The 16,371-nt window shown below is 41.1% G+C and carries 17 protein-coding genes; 6 read left to right on the top strand and 11 right to left on the bottom strand.

What is annotated here, in order from left to right:
• The first annotated feature begins 7 nt into the window (after positions 1-7).
• Positions 8-460: an SsrA-binding protein SmpB gene (gene smpB / locus ACYZ0U_RS14170; protein ID WP_461453191.1), complete on the top strand. Its 453-nt coding sequence runs from the start codon at positions 8-10 to the stop codon at positions 458-460.
• 66 nt (positions 461-526) lie between these two features.
• Here smpB and ACYZ0U_RS14165 read toward each other — a convergent pair whose 3' ends face one another.
• From ACYZ0U_RS14165 to ACYZ0U_RS14150, 4 genes are all read right to left on the bottom strand, one after another.
• The gene (locus ACYZ0U_RS14165; protein WP_461453190.1) at positions 527-1,183 is read right to left on the bottom strand and encodes a protein-L-isoaspartate(D-aspartate) O-methyltransferase; all 657 of its coding nucleotides are present in this window, start codon (positions 1,181-1,183) and stop codon (positions 527-529) included.
• Positions 1,184-1,291: 108 nt separating this feature from the next.
• Positions 1,292-1,756, bottom strand: a complete 465-nt coding sequence (locus tag ACYZ0U_RS14160) for an OsmC family protein (RefSeq protein ID WP_461453189.1) — start codon at positions 1,754-1,756, stop codon at positions 1,292-1,294.
• 18 nt (positions 1,757-1,774) lie between these two features.
• The gene (gene priA / locus ACYZ0U_RS14155; protein ID WP_461453188.1) at positions 1,775-4,261 is read right to left on the bottom strand and encodes a replication restart helicase PriA; all 2,487 of its coding nucleotides are present in this window, start codon (positions 4,259-4,261) and stop codon (positions 1,775-1,777) included.
• Positions 4,261-4,653, bottom strand: coding sequence for a DUF423 domain-containing protein (locus ACYZ0U_RS14150; RefSeq protein ID WP_461453187.1), 393 nt, complete (start codon positions 4,651-4,653; stop codon positions 4,261-4,263). Before ACYZ0U_RS14150 ends, priA begins: the two co-directional genes overlap by 1 nt.
• Before the next feature lie 87 nt (positions 4,654-4,740).
• On the opposite strand from ACYZ0U_RS14150, the gene ACYZ0U_RS14145 reads away from it, so the two are divergent.
• Both ACYZ0U_RS14145 and ACYZ0U_RS14140 read left to right on the top strand, forming a co-directional pair.
• On the top strand, positions 4,741-6,336 hold the full coding sequence (locus ACYZ0U_RS14145) for a hypothetical protein (protein ID WP_461453186.1): 1,596 nt from the start codon (positions 4,741-4,743) through the stop codon (positions 6,334-6,336).
• A 110-nt stretch (positions 6,337-6,446) separates the two neighbouring features.
• A complete protein-coding gene (locus ACYZ0U_RS14140) occupies positions 6,447-7,883 on the top strand; it encodes a DUF5723 family protein (RefSeq protein ID WP_461453185.1) in 1,437 nt (478 codons plus the stop codon).
• On the opposite strand, the gene tsaB is transcribed toward ACYZ0U_RS14140, so the two are convergent.
• The 5 genes from tsaB to lysS all read right to left on the bottom strand — a co-directional run bounded on the left by tsaB (position 7,880) and on the right by lysS (position 11,361).
• Positions 7,880-8,563, bottom strand: coding sequence for a tRNA (adenosine(37)-N6)-threonylcarbamoyltransferase complex dimerization subunit type 1 TsaB (gene tsaB, locus ACYZ0U_RS14135; RefSeq protein WP_461453184.1), 684 nt, complete (start codon positions 8,561-8,563; stop codon positions 7,880-7,882). The two genes, ACYZ0U_RS14140 and tsaB, sit on opposite strands and share 4 nt — an antisense overlap.
• Positions 8,564-8,632: 69 nt before the next feature.
• On the bottom strand, positions 8,633-8,878 hold the full coding sequence (gene yidD, locus ACYZ0U_RS14130; RefSeq protein ID WP_461453183.1) for a membrane protein insertion efficiency factor YidD: 246 nt from the start codon (positions 8,876-8,878) through the stop codon (positions 8,633-8,635).
• Positions 8,875-9,261, bottom strand: coding sequence for a ribonuclease P protein component (gene rnpA, locus ACYZ0U_RS14125; RefSeq protein ID WP_461453182.1), 387 nt, complete (start codon positions 9,259-9,261; stop codon positions 8,875-8,877). Before rnpA ends, yidD begins: the two co-directional genes overlap by 4 nt.
• Before the next feature lie 70 nt (positions 9,262-9,331).
• Complete coding sequence (gene rpmH / locus ACYZ0U_RS14120) at positions 9,332-9,490, bottom strand: 50S ribosomal protein L34 (protein WP_461453181.1); 159 nt, start codon at positions 9,488-9,490, stop codon at positions 9,332-9,334.
• Between the two features lie 140 nt (positions 9,491-9,630).
• Positions 9,631-11,361: a lysine--tRNA ligase gene (gene lysS, locus ACYZ0U_RS14115; protein ID WP_461453180.1), complete on the bottom strand. Its 1,731-nt coding sequence runs from the start codon at positions 11,359-11,361 to the stop codon at positions 9,631-9,633.
• A gap of 207 nt (positions 11,362-11,568) precedes the next feature.
• Between lysS and ACYZ0U_RS14110 the strand changes: the two genes are divergently transcribed.
• From ACYZ0U_RS14110 to ACYZ0U_RS14100, 3 genes are all read left to right on the top strand, one after another.
• Complete coding sequence (locus ACYZ0U_RS14110) at positions 11,569-13,050, top strand: TonB-dependent receptor (RefSeq protein WP_461453179.1); 1,482 nt, start codon at positions 11,569-11,571, stop codon at positions 13,048-13,050.
• Positions 13,051-13,320: 270 nt separating this feature from the next.
• A complete protein-coding gene (locus ACYZ0U_RS14105) occupies positions 13,321-14,214 on the top strand; it encodes an AraC family transcriptional regulator (protein WP_461453178.1) in 894 nt (297 codons plus the stop codon).
• Between the two features lie 72 nt (positions 14,215-14,286).
• Positions 14,287-15,012 (top strand): SDR family oxidoreductase, encoded by a 726-nt coding sequence (locus ACYZ0U_RS14100; RefSeq protein WP_461453177.1) that lies wholly within the window; start codon positions 14,287-14,289, stop codon positions 15,010-15,012.
• A 120-nt stretch (positions 15,013-15,132) separates the two neighbouring features.
• Here ACYZ0U_RS14100 and ACYZ0U_RS14095 read toward each other — a convergent pair whose 3' ends face one another.
• The gene (locus ACYZ0U_RS14095) at positions 15,133-15,537 is read right to left on the bottom strand and encodes a YciI family protein (RefSeq protein WP_461453176.1); all 405 of its coding nucleotides are present in this window, start codon (positions 15,535-15,537) and stop codon (positions 15,133-15,135) included.
• A 54-nt stretch (positions 15,538-15,591) separates the two neighbouring features.
• Entirely contained in the window at positions 15,592-16,332 is a 741-nt protein-coding gene (locus ACYZ0U_RS14090) for a hypothetical protein (protein WP_461453175.1), read from the bottom strand.
• Positions 16,333-16,371: the final 39 nt, after the last annotated feature.

The raw sequence follows: 16,371 nt of genomic DNA, 5'->3' as shown, positions 1-16,371 counted from the left end.
CAGTGTAATGAGTGACGATAAGATCTATATAAAGAATAAAAAAGCCTATTTTGAGTATACCATACTGGATAAATATATTGCCGGTATAAAACTATTAGGTACAGAAATAAAATCAATACGCGAGGGTAAGGCCAATATAAATGATGCTTTTTGTACGTTTATTAACGGTCAGCTTTATGTGCGCAATTTGCATATTTCGGAGTACTCGTTCGGTTCATTCTACAACCATGAAGCCAAACGCGACCGCGTTTTGTTATTGAATAAAAAGGAGTTAAAAAAACTGCTAACCCGTGGTGAAGAAAAAGGATTGACCATAGTGCCATTAGCGCTATTCATCAGCGAACGCGGTTTTGCCAAGCTGGAAATAGGCTTAGCCCAGGGTAAAAAGACTTTTGATAAACGCGAAACCATGAAAGAGCGTGATATTAAAGTGGAGATAGATAGGGCGATGAAAAGGTAATTCGATTTGGGACTTCGGATTTTCAATTTCATAGAAATCAGAATGAAAAAGTTTATAAAAAATGAATTACCATGCATTCTCACCCTTTAAAGGCACAAACCTGAAAGTATCCAGCACGTGCTTCTCATAGTCATGTTCACCGGTCTTTAGTATTGTAACCATTTTTTGCTGTTCTGCATCACCTACAGGGATAACTAAAATACCACCAATGGCTAATTGCTTTAATAATTCTTCGGGTACAGTTGGTGCGCCGGCGGTAACGATGATTTTATTGTAAGTTGCGTGTTCAGCTATTCCTCTTGATCCATCGCCTAAAAAGAAATGAGGCTTATAGCCAATATAAGGTAATACCTGTTTGGTACGTTCGTATAAAGTTTCCTGTCTTTCGATGGTATAAACTTTAGCGCCAAGCTTCATTAAGATGCAGGTTTGATAGCCGCAGCCGGTACCAATTTCCAATACTTTGTCGCCTTTGCGGATGTGTAATAATTCAGTTTGATAAGCAACAGTATAAGGCTGTGATATGGTTTGTCCCGCACCTATTGGAAAGGCAATATCTTTATAAGCCTGGTTCCAGAATGTCTCATCAAAAAAGTAATGGCGTTGCATGGAGCCGATGGCGGCTAACACATTTTCATCCTCGATACCTTTCTTCCTTAAAACCTCAACCAGCTTTTTTCTTGCCCCTTGCTCTCGGTAATTATCGATGTATTTGTGTGCCATTGTAAGGCTAATATACCACGTTTTTAAAGATTATTAATGATGCTAAGCGTAATGCCCCACTGTATAATTTCATGTAGCTGATATACAGACGGGATATTTATCCACGTTTTAAATCACCTGGCAGGTTGGATTGTGATGCACCGGGAAGTTACATGAATTTGCCACAAAGCAAAACTTATGTGCCTCGTAATGCAGCTCGTTAGCCTTATCAACCATACTCGCTTCCGTTACAATAACAACAGGGTGCAGGGTAACTTCTGTAAAGTGTCCGCTGCCATCTTCAGTTTCGGTCATGGTGCCTGTCGCGTTATCTATATAATCAATAACTACAACACCAGCTTCAGAACATAAATGCAAATACCACAACATATGGCATGATGAAAGGGATGCCACAAACAATTCCTCGGGATTATACCTTGTGCCTTCACCACGGAAGCTTGGATCAGACGAAGCATAAATGGTTGGTTTATCCTCACTGCTTATTTCGTGATTACGGCTATATGCTTTGTACTGACTTGTACCTTTACCCAAATTGCCCGTCCAGTTAATAGTAGCTTTATAAAAGTGGTTCATGTCGAATGATTTAAATAGTCAATAAGGATCTACATCAGGTTGTACAATGCTGCCTTTACTCAGTTTGGTTGTTTGAAATTGTGTGATCGTTTCCCTGATAATGGCTTTTGCTTTATTAATGGAAACGTTATCTTTCTCAAACTTAAGTAAGATAGATTGAATATAATAATTTCGTATGCGGCTAACCAATGGCGGCTGCGGACCGATAACCCGCTCGCCGAAATGCTTGCGGAGTTCGTTTCCTAAATATTGGGCCTGATTGTACAACACTTCAGGCTCTTTGTGCTTAATATCTAAATTGATCAAACGGGAAAAAGGCGGATAACTAAAATTCTTACGCTCGCTCATCTCCGTGAAATACAAATCTGCGTAATCATTTTCAATAACCTGTTTTATAACCCGGTGGCCGGGATCATAGGTTTGGATCACAACCTTACCCTGCTTACCCCGCCTGCCTGCGCGTCCGCTTACCTGTGCCAGCATTTGAAAACTGCGTTCGTTAGCACGGTAGTCCGGAAATTTAAGCAGGCTATCCGCATTGATGATACCAATGACGGTTACATCTGCAAAGTCTAAACCTTTAGCCACCATTTGGGTACCGACTAATATATCGATCTTTTTTTCTTCGAGATCGTTGAGTATCACTTGCAGCGAATTTTTAGAACGGGTAGTATCCAAATCCATCCTCGCGATACGCGCTTCCGGAAGGATCATGCTTAATTCATCCTCGATCTTTTCGGTACCGAAACCCTTATATTCCAAATGTGTTGATCCGCATGCCGGGCAAATTGATGGCGAATCCTCGCGATAACCGCAATAATGGCAATGCAATTTACCACTGCTTTTATGATAGGTAAGGCTTACATCGCAATTAATGCATTTTGGGGCATAGGCACAAACCTTGCACATTAAAACAGGCGCATAACCACGGCGATTTTGGAAGAGGATCACCTGTTCCTTATTAGCCAAAGCCTGTTGTATATCGGCAATCAATACACTTGTAAAATGTGATTGTATCGTTTTCTTTTTTGTTTCTTCGGCGATGCTGACTATCTCGACCTGCGGCATTTCCACACCACCAAAACGTTCCATCAATTCAGCAAAACCATATTTATGGGTGCGGGCATTGTAATAACTTTCAAAAGATGGTGTAGCCGATCCAAGCAAAACCTTACCGGCATGCATGTTGGCTAAAAAAATCGACGCATCGCGCGCGTTGTAGCGTGGAGCAGGGTCATATTGTTTGTAGGAGGTTTCGTGTTCTTCATCAACGATAATCAGCCCCAGATCATTAAAAGGCAGGAATACGGATGAACGCGCGCCAAGCACCACTTTGTATTCATGGTTCAATACCTTTTGCCAAACTTCCACACGTTCGGCATCATTAAAACGGGAGTGGTATACGCCGATATCCGCGCCAAAATACATGCGTAAACGCTCAATAATATGTGTAGTAAGTGCAATTTCAGGCAATAAGTAAAGTACCTGCCTGCCAGAGTTGATCATTTCTTCGATCAACCGGATATAAACCTGTGTTTTGCCTGATGAGGTTACACCATGGAGTAAAACCACATCTTTCTCAGCAAACTGGTCGCTTATGCTTTGCAAAGCACCTTGCTGTTGCTCGCTAAGCTGGAATCCGTTTATAACTTCTTCCTCTTCGTAATATAAGCGACTAATATTTTTATATTCCGGGATGAAGATTTCTTTTTCAATCAAACTTTTAATGCTGGCATCACCCGCTCCGCTTTCTTCAATTAATTCGCTTTTAGAAATGCTTTTTTGCGTACGCGATAGTTTCAAATAGGCCAATACCGCATCTGCCTGTTTAGGCGCTCTCTTTTCAAGGATAGCAAATAGTTCCTGGCGCTGGTCGGGGTTATTATAAATAGGGTTGAGTGTGATGAAGGTCCGCCGCCGAGGTTTGTAACGCTCGCTAACTTCTTCAGAAATATGGATGATGTTCTTCTCAAACAAACCCTTCAAAATCGGCATTACCGTTTTTTGCCCGAGTAGTTTTACAATATCGCTAACGGTTAGTTCAGGTTGGATTTCCAGCGCTTCAATAATTAAATATTCCTTATCATGCAGGGCTGATTTATCAATCTCAAAATCTTTATTTAAAACGATCTTGGTTTCGCTGGCTAATTTTAAGGCAGATGGGAGGGCGGCGTTCATTACCTCGCCCAGGTTGCACATGTAATAATCAGCTATCCAGTGCCAAAAGTGGAGTTGCTCGTGGGTTACAACGGGCTTGTCGTCCAATAATTCCACCAAATATTTGGCTTCATATTTTTCAGGAGGCTTTGTGCCGATCCCGGCGATGATGGCGGTGTACAATTTGCTTTTACCAAATTGCACCACGGCCCGCTTGCCTATAGCTACGCTGTCATTCAGTTCAAACGGTACGCGGTAGGTATAGTTTTTAGCTATAGCTAAGGGTAGTATCACTTCAACAAAAAGCGTTTGGCGGTCGGTATATGCGGCATCGGTAAACTCTAACATCAGGCAGCCTTTGTTTTAAATGCAGCCATAGCAAGGGTTATCCACCCAATGATAAATAGCAAACCACCTAATGGGGTAACCGGGCCGAAATAAATAAGCCAGCTATAGCCTAACAGGTCGCGGCAAGCCAAAAGATACAACGATCCCGAAAAAAACACGATACCTACAGTAAACAGGTAATAAGTGGTGGTAATTAAGTTATTTTTGGTACGTGCAATTGTTGAAAGGAACAACAGCGCGAAAACATGGTAAAACTGGTATTGTACTGCAGTGTGCCAAACCTCGAGTTTGTCGGCATCCAGGTAAGGTTTTAAACCATGGGCGCCAAATGCTCCTGCTACTACGGCCAGCAAACCAAATATCGAAGCGGTAACAACTATTCGTTTATTCATTATAGGGATAAAACGCTAAGTTAACCAAAGGAAAGTATTTGTTTATTGACCGTTGGTAAAAATCATAAATTGCAGCAGTAAACTATTATGAAGAGACAGATTATTGCCACCATATTTTTATTGATAGCCACGGCAGCTATTACGGTGGTGTATTTCAAAAATCTGAATCTACCGGGATCAAATACCAGTCGCGTTATGGCAGCCATACCTGATGATGCCGCGCTGATATTCCAGTTTACGAATGAGAAAAGCTTTTACGATATTTTTAATGGTAATACACTGCTGCAGTCTGCCGTTGGTGTAGATAATGTCACCGATCTGGATACGGTAAGAAGCCAGCTAATTAACAACCCATTGATCGCTAAGTATTTAAGCGGGCAAAGTTTGTTTGTGTCCCTGCATCCGCTGAAAGATAAAGGTGTTGACCTGTTGCTTACACTATCAGCCGCAAAAGGTTTTGATGCTGCTTTGGTAGACCAGATCGCCTCACAAAAAAACAGCGGGTTGATCATTACTCCATTACATATTAATGGTGTAAAAGGGTATGGTATTTATTTTAACTCCATTAAAAAGCGTTTTTATGTGATTGATAAAGGCGAAGGTGTTTATTCTGCGAGTTTTTCTCAGGAATTAGCACAACGAAGCGCACAGTTTAAATTTATGGGCGATAAGCATGGGTTTGTGCTATTATCCGAACAGCAAAACCACAACTCATTGGCGAATTTGTATTTGAATTATGGGCAGCTAACACCGCTGTTCGATAAGTTATTTGCGAACAACACGGATATATTCCGGAGTTTTAAGATGTTATCCGCAAAGGCTGTTTTAAGCCTGAACTATAAAGATGACGCGTTCATGTTTACCGGTGTATCAACATTGGAAAAAAATAACATCACTTATTTAAACCTGTTTACCGGGCAGCAGCCTGTTTTTAACCACCTGAAGGATATTTTCCCGTCTACAACGGCTTACAGCACCAATTTTTCTGTATCTGATCCCAGTAAGTTTAGTTCAGATCTTTATCAATATCATATAAAGGCAGGCATTAAGCAGGAACAGGATCAGCTTTTTGACAAGATAAAGTCTGAAGCGGGAATCAACCTGAGAACCGAATTTAATAACTTGCTTGGTAATGAATTTGCTATAATAACCACCCGTTATGAAGAGAAATATGCAATAATTTCCGTTAAAGATGGCTCAAAGCTACTGCCATTTATGCTGAACATCAGCAATATGGTTACAGATCATATCGGCCAGTTTAAATACAATAAACTGCCATTCTTTTTATTGGGTGATGCTTTTGGTGTGCTGAAAAAGCCTTACTTTATGATCCTGGATAACTACCTGATCCTGGCTACCAGCCAAAAGGAGCTCACCAGCTATTCAGATACTTACTTAAACCGCAAGTTTTTGAGTAAGATTGATCAATACAACCAATTCTATGATCTGCTGTCGGAAAGGAGCAATGTGGCTTTCTTTATTAACTTCAAAAATTCGCAATCTATTTTGAAAAAAGATATGTTGCCGGATATGTATGATTCTTACCAAAGAAATAACCCCGGATGGAAAAACTTCTACGGCGCATCCTTTCAATTGTCATCTGCCGAAAATAATTTTTACACTAACTTTTGCATGAGGCTGAACAATGTTGACACCGCAGCCGTAAACAACCAATTTCGATAATACTGTTGTTAACATAAAGATAACAGCTTATTAGTATTAAAAGTGATCGCACGTACATGGGTTGTGGTCAAAATGGTTTATTTTAGTGTGCAATTGATTATTGTTAGTTTATGAAGAAAATTTTATTAGTTCTTACTCTGCTATTATTTGCTTCAAAACTGTTTGCCCAGGAGTACGGGCAATATAACACGGGTACGTTGTTCGACTCGTTCGAGAACCCATCTCAAAAATCCTTTACTCCGGATACCAGTCGTTATTACGCGTTCAACTTTTTGGTGCCTAACTTTAATGTGAATGTATCTGTAACCGGTGATGCGCAGCAAACTTTAAAAAACAGGTATATCAATAATTATTACACCAACTCCGCTTTGCAAATTGGCGCAGGCAATAAATATAATTATGCCACGGTAAATGCTAACGCTTATTCCATTATGTTCAAAGTTTTCGGCAGCTTTGATGGTAATACCGAACTTGGTTTTTTTACAGATACCAAATTAGATGGGCGGGGAGCCTTTACCGATGAGAGTATCGCGTTGTTAAATGGTTCCGAAAATTTTCCGCTCAATTCATACAATAATGTTTTTAATTCGCGGTATAATTATCAATTATATAATGAATTCGGTATTACTTATCGTGAGCAGGTAACCAAACAATTGGCATTTGGTTTCAGGATTGCCTCAGTATCGGGCATGAGTACTGAAAACGTTAAGATAGATCAATCGAGCATTACTTTTAATAAAGCAGCAGATACGGCTGCGTTACGATTACAAGGAACGGACAGAAAGGCGGGTTTTAGTAAATTACCGTTTAGTAACCCGGGTTTAGATGTTAGTATAGGAACCACTTACCGTACTACGGATGCATTTATTATACAAACTAATCTAAAAAACCTGGGCTTTATCCACTGGAACAAGGAAGCTGAAGAATATGATTTTAACAGCGAAACAGGAATATACAATCTTTCCTCGCCAGACCGAGAAACTTATGTGTTAGATGCTGCAAATGATGGCGTTACACAGCAAGGCAAGGGTATAAAAAAATCGTATAACACACCTTTAGACGGTACATTTGAGGCGAGTATCTCGAAATCTTTCCTGGTTAGTGATGAGTTTACAAATGTGCGTTATGCGCCTTCGTTAATCGCATCAAAAGAGCTTTTTTATAACGGATTCATAGTGGCTATGGTAAACCCTATACAATATAATAATTATTCTGTAAGCCTGGTTACAAGCTATAGTAATCAAAACCTGTTTAAAATTGGCGGTCAATTTATGATCAAATCACAAAACGGCGAGTTTTTTATTGGTAGCGATGCACTATCGCAAAGCATAGGTTTGTTGCAAACAGGTTTAAAAGATAAAAGCCAGGCGATGAAAAGCGGTGAATTTTTAGGAACCGACATATCTTTTGGTTTCTCCATAAAATTCGGCCCGGTAATAGAACATCCAATGAATGCAAGCCACATACCAATGGGCGAAAAAGGATTTTTAGGAAGGATGTGGGACAAATTGTTTAAACCAAACGATGATAAAGCCTTATCAGATTAATCAGCCTTTCTTTTCCCTGCGATAAAATCCTTTAAATAGTATGGCTCAAAGTATGCCACATCTTCAAAATCCTTTGATTCAAATTTTTCTTTTGCTTTAAGTGTAAGATGTGTAGCTGAATTGATAAACCCCGGCAAAAATAACGCATTTGGATGAAGTAAGGTTGTTTCGCACTTATTGGCACCATCGCCAAAAAACAATATCTTGTTATCCTGCAAAATATCGGTAAAGCTGTTCTCGTCAATGATCTCTGCCGATGTTGCCGCTATTCGCCCGCCTTTCGAATTAAATATAGCCGTATAAACTTCCATACGGCGCGCATCTATCATCGGGCAAAGCAATATGTTTCCTTTTGCTAACTTGCTTTCTGTAATAGCACCATAAGCCATGGATTCCAGCGTTTCAATGGCAATTAAAGGTTTCTCTAAAGCATAACATAAACCTTTGGCGGTAGATATACCTATGCGTAAACCGGTATATGAACCAGGTCCACAGCTTACCGCTATTGCATCAAGCTCGCTATATTTAGTGCCGGTTGAATTCAATATTTCGTTAATATATAAAGTGATCACCTCCGCGTGTACATTGCGCTGATCTATCTGCTTAAAAGCCAATACTTCGCCATCCTTTGCCAAAGCAACGGAACAAACGGTGGTAGCAGTTTCTATTTGTAAAATCATTTTCAGTATTGAGTATTTAGTATCAAGTAGCAAGACAAAACTGGCTATTTTGAATTTTGACTTTTGAATTTAATCCGGTACCGGATCATGCCCATGGCCTCCCCAGGGGTGGCAGCTGGCAATGCGTTTCAAAGTTAACCATCCGCCTTTAAATGCGCCATGTTTCTTTATGGCTTCTACACCATATTGCGAACAGGTAGGGGTGTAGCGGCAGGAGGCGCCTGTTAATGGAGAAATAAAATATTGATAGATTTTGATTAGCACCAAAAATATGCCGCCAATGATAGACTTGATAAGATTATAGATCAGCATCATTTAGCCAGTTCCTCGCTTAACTGTTTAAAAAGCTTGAGCATCTTTTTATCAAAAAGTTCAAATGACTCGATCTGCTTTCCCACATATCCAATAGAAATAATAATTTTTTTGTTTGAGCCAATAAGTAAATCGTACAGATGCTGCTGCTTATTTAAACGGTAGACTTCGCGAAGGCGGCGTTTTACCAGGTTACGGTCTACCGCATGTTTGTAGCGCCGTTTAGAAACAGAGATTAAAAGCTGGGCAGGAACTGACTGGACAGCATCTTCGACTACTAGCCAGGATGCCTTGAATGGGTAACATAAAAAAGAAGAACCGCTATGAAAAAGCTGATCAATAAGCTTTTTATTACATAACCGTTCTTCTTTCTTAAAAGTATACATATGTGCTGATGCTGAACCGAAAATTAAGCATATTACGGCTCAATCCCCTAAAAAGGAGAAAACTACCAGCCTAAGCTTTGTGCTTACCTTCGTCAGATACTGTTAATCTTTTTCTGCCTTTAGCTCTTCTGTTTGCTAATATTCTTCTGCCGTTAGCTGATGCCATACGCTCACGGAAACCGTGTTTATTTCTTCTTTTTCTTTGAGAAGGCTGGAAAGTTCTTTTCATGATTATTTATTCTATCGTTGTTTTAAAAAACAAGAGCGCAAATGTAGCGATAAAAAATTAAAAGTCAAAAGTCAAAAGTCAAAATGTTCAATGATCTTTAAAGATTAGGATTTTTACCTCAAATCTCTTACCTCAAATCACTAATCTTTATCCTTAAACCACGCCATGACTGCCTCTTTTACAGGCATATCAATATTTAATTTTAATTTTTTGCGCATCCCGCCAAGGTCGTTAAATACTTTATTGGGGTTTGCGGCTTTCAGTTCTTCAACGGTGTTAAAGCCCATTTTATTCAGTACGGGTACCCATTCAGGCGGCACACCAATGTTTACAAAATCATCAAGCGTTGCTATTTTTGATTTCTTTTCAGGGCGCATCTGTGGGAAGAATAGTACTTCCTGGATAGTGCTTTGGTTGGTCATCATCATCACCAAACGGTCGATACCGATACCTAATCCTGAAGTTGGTGGCATGCCATACTCTAATGCGCGCAAAAAGTCGTCATCCATAGCCATCGCCTCATCATCACCACGGCCCGCTAACAATAACTGGTCTTCGAAACGCTCGCGCTGATCGATAGGGTCGTTTAGTTCGGAGTATGCGTTAGCTATTTCTTTACCGTTTACAAATAACTCAAAGCGTTCTACCAAACCTTCCTTACTGCGGTGCTTTTTAGCAAGCGGCGTCATTTCAATTGGGTAGTCGGTAATGTAAGTTGGCTGTATCAGGTTAGCTTCCACTTTGGCGCCGAAGATCTCATCGACTAATTTGCCTTTACCCATGCTCTCATTAGTCTCGATACCGAGATTAGCACAAGTTTTGCGCAAACCGTCCTCATCCATTGCAGATACATCGGTACCTGTATATTTCAGGATAGAATCATACATGGAAAGCTTTTCATACGGCCCTGCGAAATTGATCTCGTTAGCGCCGTATTGCACTACAGGGATGCCATGCACCGCGAGGGCAACATGCTCCAGGCATTTCTCCACCATTTCCATCATCCATATATAGTCTTTGTAGGCTACATATATTTCTACCGAGGTAAATTCAGGGTTATGCGTACGGTCCATGCCCTCGTTACGGAACATTTTGCCAAACTCATATACACCGTCAAACCCGGCAACAATCAGTCGTTTTAAATAAAGCTCGTTGGCTATGCGCAAAAACAGCGGCATATCCAGTGTATTATGGTGCGTGGCGAATGGCCTTGCAGCCGCCCCACCATGAACAGGTTGCAGTATCGGAGTTTCCACTTCCATCCAGCCCTGGCTGTTAAAGTACTCGCGCATGCTGCTGATCACTTTGGAGCGGCTAATGAAGATCTGTTTAAAATCCGGGTTAACGGTCAGGTCCACATAGCGTTGGCGGTAACGTTGCTCAGGATCGGTGAATCCGTCATGTATATTACCTTCTTCGTCACGTTTTACAACGGGGAGTGGTTTTAGTGATTTAGACAATACGAACAATTCCTGCACATGAACAGAAATTTCGCCGGTTTGGGTCAGGAATACATAGCCTTTAACGCCAATGTAGTCGCCTATGTCTAATAGTTTCTTAAATACAGTATTGTAAAGGGTCTTATCTTCGTCCGGACAAATATCGTCGCGTTTTAAATAGATCTGGATGCGGCCGGTAGAATCCTGCAATTCAGCAAACGAAGCGCTGCCCATAATACGGCGCGTCATGATGCGGCCCGCCAGGGTTACATGCTGGTAGGTATCGGGGTTAGCTTCAAAGTTTTCTGTAATATCTTGTGCCCACGCGGTAACATCAAAAGCTTCGGCAGGGTAAGGGTTGATGCCTAATTCGCGAAGTTGTTTTAATGATTCGCGGCGTAAAATTTCCTGTTCGGATAATGCAATACTCATATTATTATTAAAGCTGCAAAAATAGCGTTTTTTTAGATATGCAGCGATGTGTTTGTAAACAAGCCATTTATTAACAAATGGGCAAATCCGGTGGTGTAAAGCATACACTTAAGGCTAAATTTTATATAACGATTAATTAAAAAAGCGTATTTTTGCGCAACCTGTTAACCCAGGGAAACTGCTCCCGTAATACTAAATATTAAACGTATGGTTCCCACTCAAAATACGGATATCGGCACAAAACAAAAAGCTTTAGCTATCAATCTCGACCCACAAATTTACGGTTCATTTGCTGAAATAGGTGCAGGACAGGATGTTGCAGCCAATTTTTTTAAAGCGGGAGCAGCTGCCGGGACTATAGCTAAAACCATGTCGGCTTATGACATGACTTTTTCTGACGCCATTTATGGGGTACAAAAAACCCGCAGATATGTAAGCGAACCACGTTTAATTGCCATGCTGGAGCGCGAATATGGCCTGTTGATTGAACGCCTTGCTGAGCAGCGAGGAAATACAACTACCTTTTTTGCTTTCTCGGATACCATGTCTGCTCTTAACTATCATAAAACAAATGATAGTCATGGGTGGATGGGCGTTCGGTTCCAGTTAGAACCAAACGGGGAGTTTAATGATGTTGTACTGCACGTTAAAATGCTTGATAATGATAATAATTTGCAGCAGCAGGCTATAGGTGTTTTAGGTGTGAACCTGATTTACGCTTGTTATTATTATCATGATAACCCGCAGCTATTTTTATTATCGCTGATGGACGAGCTGTCAAAAGATCGTTTGCAGATAGATATGATCCGTTTTGAAGGGCCGAACTTTAAAAAGGTTGATAACAGACTAATGAGCCTGCACCTGGTAAAATATGGTTTCTCTGATGCTGCGGTATTTGGCCCGGATGGTAAGAATCAGCAACCATCTGAAGTATTGTATAAGAAACATATTGTGGTGATCCGCGGTCGTTTCCGCCCAATCATCAATGTGCATCTGGATATGCTGAATACCGGGGTAAAGCAGTTTATGGCTGAACCGGATGTTGATGCCAATAACGTGGTAGTGATCACCGAGTTAACGCTACAGTCCCTTAAAGAACGTAATGCCGATGAAACAGCAGAAATAGACGAAAAGGATTTTCTGGATCGGGTAGATATCCTTTGTTCGCTTGGGCAAACGGTGTTGATTTCTAACTTTCATGAGTATTATAAACTGGTTTCCTACCTGTCTAAGATCACTATCTTAAAACTGGGCGTAGTTTTAGGCTTTCCTAACTTAGAATATATTTTTTCTGAAGAGCATTATAAAGACCTTCCCGGCGGGATTTTGGAGTCCTTTGCCACCCTTTTTAGCCGTAAGGTAAAGCTGTTCATTTATCCAACCTTACGCGATGGTATTATCTGGAACTGCCTGAGGTTCAATCCGCCTGCGCATTTGATTGACTTATATCGATACTTAATCGCTAATAATAAGATAGAGGATATTCACCATTATAACGAGAACAACCTGCATGTTCAAACTGATATCGTACTGCAACTGATTAAACAGGGTGTTGAAGGCTGGGAGCAATATGTACCGGTTGAGGTAGCCGCCATGATCAAGGAGCGCCAGTTGTTTGGTTATACGCCTATAGTAGCAGCTGGTAAAGACCAGGTATTAACGGAGACCAACGAAGGCACAGCCAACTAATATTGTTTCAAAAAATACAGGTTAAACAAGTGGAACATTTAGTACACTTTTTAGGCATTTTATTTGGCTAAAATGACTCAAAAAGTGGGTTTTTAGGTGTTGAAATCGATTCAAAAAGCATGATTTTGCCATTATTTCGTCCAAAAGTGACCTGCAATAGCCCTCTTTTGCTTGAAAATTACCCGAAAGATCCATAAAAATGACCGTTTTTATGCCGGTTAGAAATACAAACGAAACACTTTTTAGCATCTTTTTCCCGTTATTTGTACCATGTATTATTCCGATACCGAAACCGTCATTCCCAAATTTCAGCTGGAGCCTGATATCCGCACCAACAATAAAATGCTGCGGATGGAGAAATCAGATTGCAGCATGAGTATGATGCGGTCGGATTTTTTGCGGCCACACCGTAAGGATTACTATTTTTTCGTGTTGGTAAGGCAGGGGAGCAGCCGCCATTGGATAGACATGATGCCTTACACCTTAAAACCCGATACCTTCTACTTTACCGTACCCAACCAGGTACAGCTGAAGGAAGAGGCCGAACCATTAACCGGCATGCTGGTTGCTTTTACACAGGAGTTTTTGGCGTTGGAGGGTGCAAGTTCATTAAAGCAACTGCCTATCATACAAAATAAACACAATGGGCATGATTTGAGCTTAAGTCCTGATGATGTGGTTTTTATCGATGACATCCTGCAGAAGATGTATGCCGAATACCTCATCAGGAATAACTGGCAGCATGGTATGATGATGGGTTATATCCAAGTGCTGATGATCTACCTGAGCAGGCTGTATAACGAGCAGTATAGCAGCGCAACCCAATCGCCTGAAAGGCTGATGCTGAAGCGCTATCTATCAAAAATAGAAGAATCATACACTCAAACACACGAGGTTACAGCCTATGCCGATATGCTCAATATCTCCGCCGGGCATTTAAGCGAGGTGGTGAAGGAGCAAAGCGGCAAGCCTGCCATCGCCCATATTCATGAGCGTTTGATCCTTGAAGCCAAAAGATTACTTTTTCATACCGAGCATTCTATTAAGGAGATCGCTTTTCAGCTGGGTTTCGAGGATGCATCGTACTTTAACCGTTTCTTTAAACGGCTGGTAAAGCACACCCCGGTGGAATACCGTACCACCATCCGTGAAATGTACCAGTAATACCTGCGGGAGTACACTTTCATTGCTAACATACTGGCTACTTTTGTGTTATAATAAAACAATATACCTCACATGAAAAAAGTACTGATTACAGGAGCCAATAAAAGCATTGGTTTTGAAACCGCCCGACAATTATTAAAACAAGGATATTTTATTTACTTAGGCGCCCGCGATAAGGCCAAAGGCGAAGAAGCCGTTGCTAAATTAAAGGAAGAAGGCTTAACGAATTTAGAAGCCATCCAGATTGATGTAACTAACCTTACATCTATAGAAGCCGCCGCAAGGCAGATCGACTCATTAGATGTATTGATCAATAATGCAGGTATCAGCGGCAGCTTCCCGCAGACCGCGCTTGAAGCTAAAACCGATACCATCCGCGAAGTGTTCGATACCAATTTTTTTGGTGTAATTAACGTAACGCAGGCATTTATCTCAACGCTGAAGAAATCATCAGAGCCAAGGATCGTAAACGTAACCTCCGGCTTAGGTTCGCTTACCCTACATAGCGATCCGAACTGGAAGTATTACAAAGTTAAGAGCGCCGCTTACGGTCCGTCAAAATCTGCCTTGAACGCCTATACCATTGTATTGGCTTATGAGTTGCAGGATACTGCCTTTAAAGTAAATGCCGTAGACCCCGGCTATACCGCGACTGATTTTAACCATCACAATGGTCCCGGTACGGTTGAGGATGCTGCTGCACGTATAGTAAAGTACGCTACCATCGGTCAAGAAGGCCCAACCGGCGGCTTCTTTAGTGATGATAATAACCCGGAGACAGGGGTTAGCCCCTGGTAATGAACTTGGATTTATTTAATTGTCATTTCGATCAGAGGGAGCAATCTTTTTTTACCAAGTATATATTCGCTTTGCAAATTATAGAAGATCTCTCCCTCTGGCCGAAATGACAATTGTATATTAATTCGCTGTGTTCCGCAACAGCCTTATTTCCACATTACCATCCAATTCAAATACCGGGCATTTCGCGGCGATCAGTTTGGCTTCGGCCATGTCAGCTGCGTTAATGATCAAAAATGAACTTACCAGTTCGCCGTTAGCAACATAGGAACTTTCGATAGCCGGTTTATCTGCCGACTTTAAGGTTACGCCGTCGTTAACAGGCCTGTAGCCGCCGGCAATTTTACCATTTTTACCAAGATCTGTCATCCAGGCTGTCCAATGCTGAATATTAGTAGTAATAGCCTCCTGCGAAGCTTTTACCGGAACTTTCGACCTGATGATCAGAATATACTGGTTTTGTGCTTGCTGTGCAAACGCACCGAACGCGAACAGACAAAAGGTTAAGGCAAACAGGTATTTCATGGTTAATGTTTTTTATCGTTTAATCAATAATTAAAAATATTTGCTATTTACAACTTACTTCGAAGCAATCTGTGCATTATAATCGTTAAATGCTGCTATAATGGCGTCAGCTTCTTCCTGCTTAAATGCTGTTTTTTTTGCATTTGCAATCATTTTAGCCATCAGGCCTTTGTGTGCAACCATGGGCTGGTTTCCGTAGCCACCTGTTTGATATTTTTCCTGTACCGCAGGCACTTCTGCCAAATATTTTACAAGGTCCATATCAAAGGCATTATGTGGTTTGGTTTCATCATTCTTTGTACACAGAATCTTGTAACCTGCCAACAGGTCATGTTTTCGCTGTGCTTCATCTTCTGCTAATTTTTCCTCGGTGCCATAATCTATAGACGCATCGGCCGGGTAGTCATAAAAACGATGTGAAGTGATGCTCCCCATAGTTAAACGCTCCATCATATGATCATTGGAGCCAAGGCTTTTCAATTGTAGGTTTTCGATGTTCACGTAATGCACTTTATCGAATATGCGGGTTCCAACCTCATACATTTGCATATCGTCGGCCCTGTATTTTTTACCCTTAACATTGGGGTTGGCGGCATATGAAGCCGAATCGATAAACCAGATGTAGCGCTGGTTATACCACGGAGCATCATCGTGTAAGCGCACCATGCCGCTTACAACGGACCCATCTTTAAAAGTAACCCTGCCCGGGCGATAAACATAGGGGTCATCCTGCGCCTTAAGAGCTGATAAACCAAAACCCAGGAACAGGATCAATACAATACAAAGCTTTTTCATTGTGACTATTTGAATTTAGATATGACCAAATATAATTAA

The organism is Mucilaginibacter sp. (assembly GCF_965225845.1).
In the GTDB taxonomy this organism is placed as follows: domain Bacteria; phylum Bacteroidota; class Bacteroidia; order Sphingobacteriales; family Sphingobacteriaceae; genus Mucilaginibacter.
The sequence above is the reverse complement of the archived record's forward strand: the minus strand, read 5'-3'. Positions and strand labels throughout refer to the sequence as shown.

Excerpts from the sequence above, each read along its gene's own strand:
- smpB (WP_461453191.1), top strand. The coding sequence starts at position 8 with ATGAGTGACGATAAGATCTATATAAAGAATAAAAAAGCCTATTTTGAG.
- ACYZ0U_RS14165 (WP_461453190.1), bottom strand. The coding sequence starts at position 1,183 with ATGGCACACAAATACATCGATAATTACCGAGAGCAAGGGGCAAGAAAA.
- ACYZ0U_RS14160 (WP_461453189.1), bottom strand. The coding sequence starts at position 1,756 with ATGAACCACTTTTATAAAGCTACTATTAACTGGACGGGCAATTTGGGT.
- priA (WP_461453188.1), bottom strand. The coding sequence starts at position 4,261 with ATGTTAGAGTTTACCGATGCCGCATATACCGACCGCCAAACGCTTTTT.
- ACYZ0U_RS14150 (WP_461453187.1), bottom strand. The coding sequence starts at position 4,653 with ATGAATAAACGAATAGTTGTTACCGCTTCGATATTTGGTTTGCTGGCC.
- ACYZ0U_RS14145 (WP_461453186.1), top strand. The coding sequence starts at position 4,741 with ATGAAGAGACAGATTATTGCCACCATATTTTTATTGATAGCCACGGCA.
- ACYZ0U_RS14140 (WP_461453185.1), top strand. The coding sequence starts at position 6,447 with ATGAAGAAAATTTTATTAGTTCTTACTCTGCTATTATTTGCTTCAAAA.
- tsaB (WP_461453184.1), bottom strand. The coding sequence starts at position 8,563 with ATGATTTTACAAATAGAAACTGCTACCACCGTTTGTTCCGTTGCTTTG.
- yidD (WP_461453183.1), bottom strand. The coding sequence starts at position 8,878 with ATGATGCTGATCTATAATCTTATCAAGTCTATCATTGGCGGCATATTT.
- rnpA (WP_461453182.1), bottom strand. The coding sequence starts at position 9,261 with ATGTATACTTTTAAGAAAGAAGAACGGTTATGTAATAAAAAGCTTATT.
- rpmH (WP_461453181.1), bottom strand. The coding sequence starts at position 9,490 with ATGAAAAGAACTTTCCAGCCTTCTCAAAGAAAAAGAAGAAATAAACAC.
- lysS (WP_461453180.1), bottom strand. The coding sequence starts at position 11,361 with ATGAGTATTGCATTATCCGAACAGGAAATTTTACGCCGCGAATCATTA.
- ACYZ0U_RS14110 (WP_461453179.1), top strand. The coding sequence starts at position 11,569 with ATGGTTCCCACTCAAAATACGGATATCGGCACAAAACAAAAAGCTTTA.
- ACYZ0U_RS14105 (WP_461453178.1), top strand. The coding sequence starts at position 13,321 with ATGTATTATTCCGATACCGAAACCGTCATTCCCAAATTTCAGCTGGAG.
- ACYZ0U_RS14100 (WP_461453177.1), top strand. The coding sequence starts at position 14,287 with ATGAAAAAAGTACTGATTACAGGAGCCAATAAAAGCATTGGTTTTGAA.
- ACYZ0U_RS14095 (WP_461453176.1), bottom strand. The coding sequence starts at position 15,537 with ATGAAATACCTGTTTGCCTTAACCTTTTGTCTGTTCGCGTTCGGTGCG.
- ACYZ0U_RS14090 (WP_461453175.1), bottom strand. The coding sequence starts at position 16,332 with ATGAAAAAGCTTTGTATTGTATTGATCCTGTTCCTGGGTTTTGGTTTA.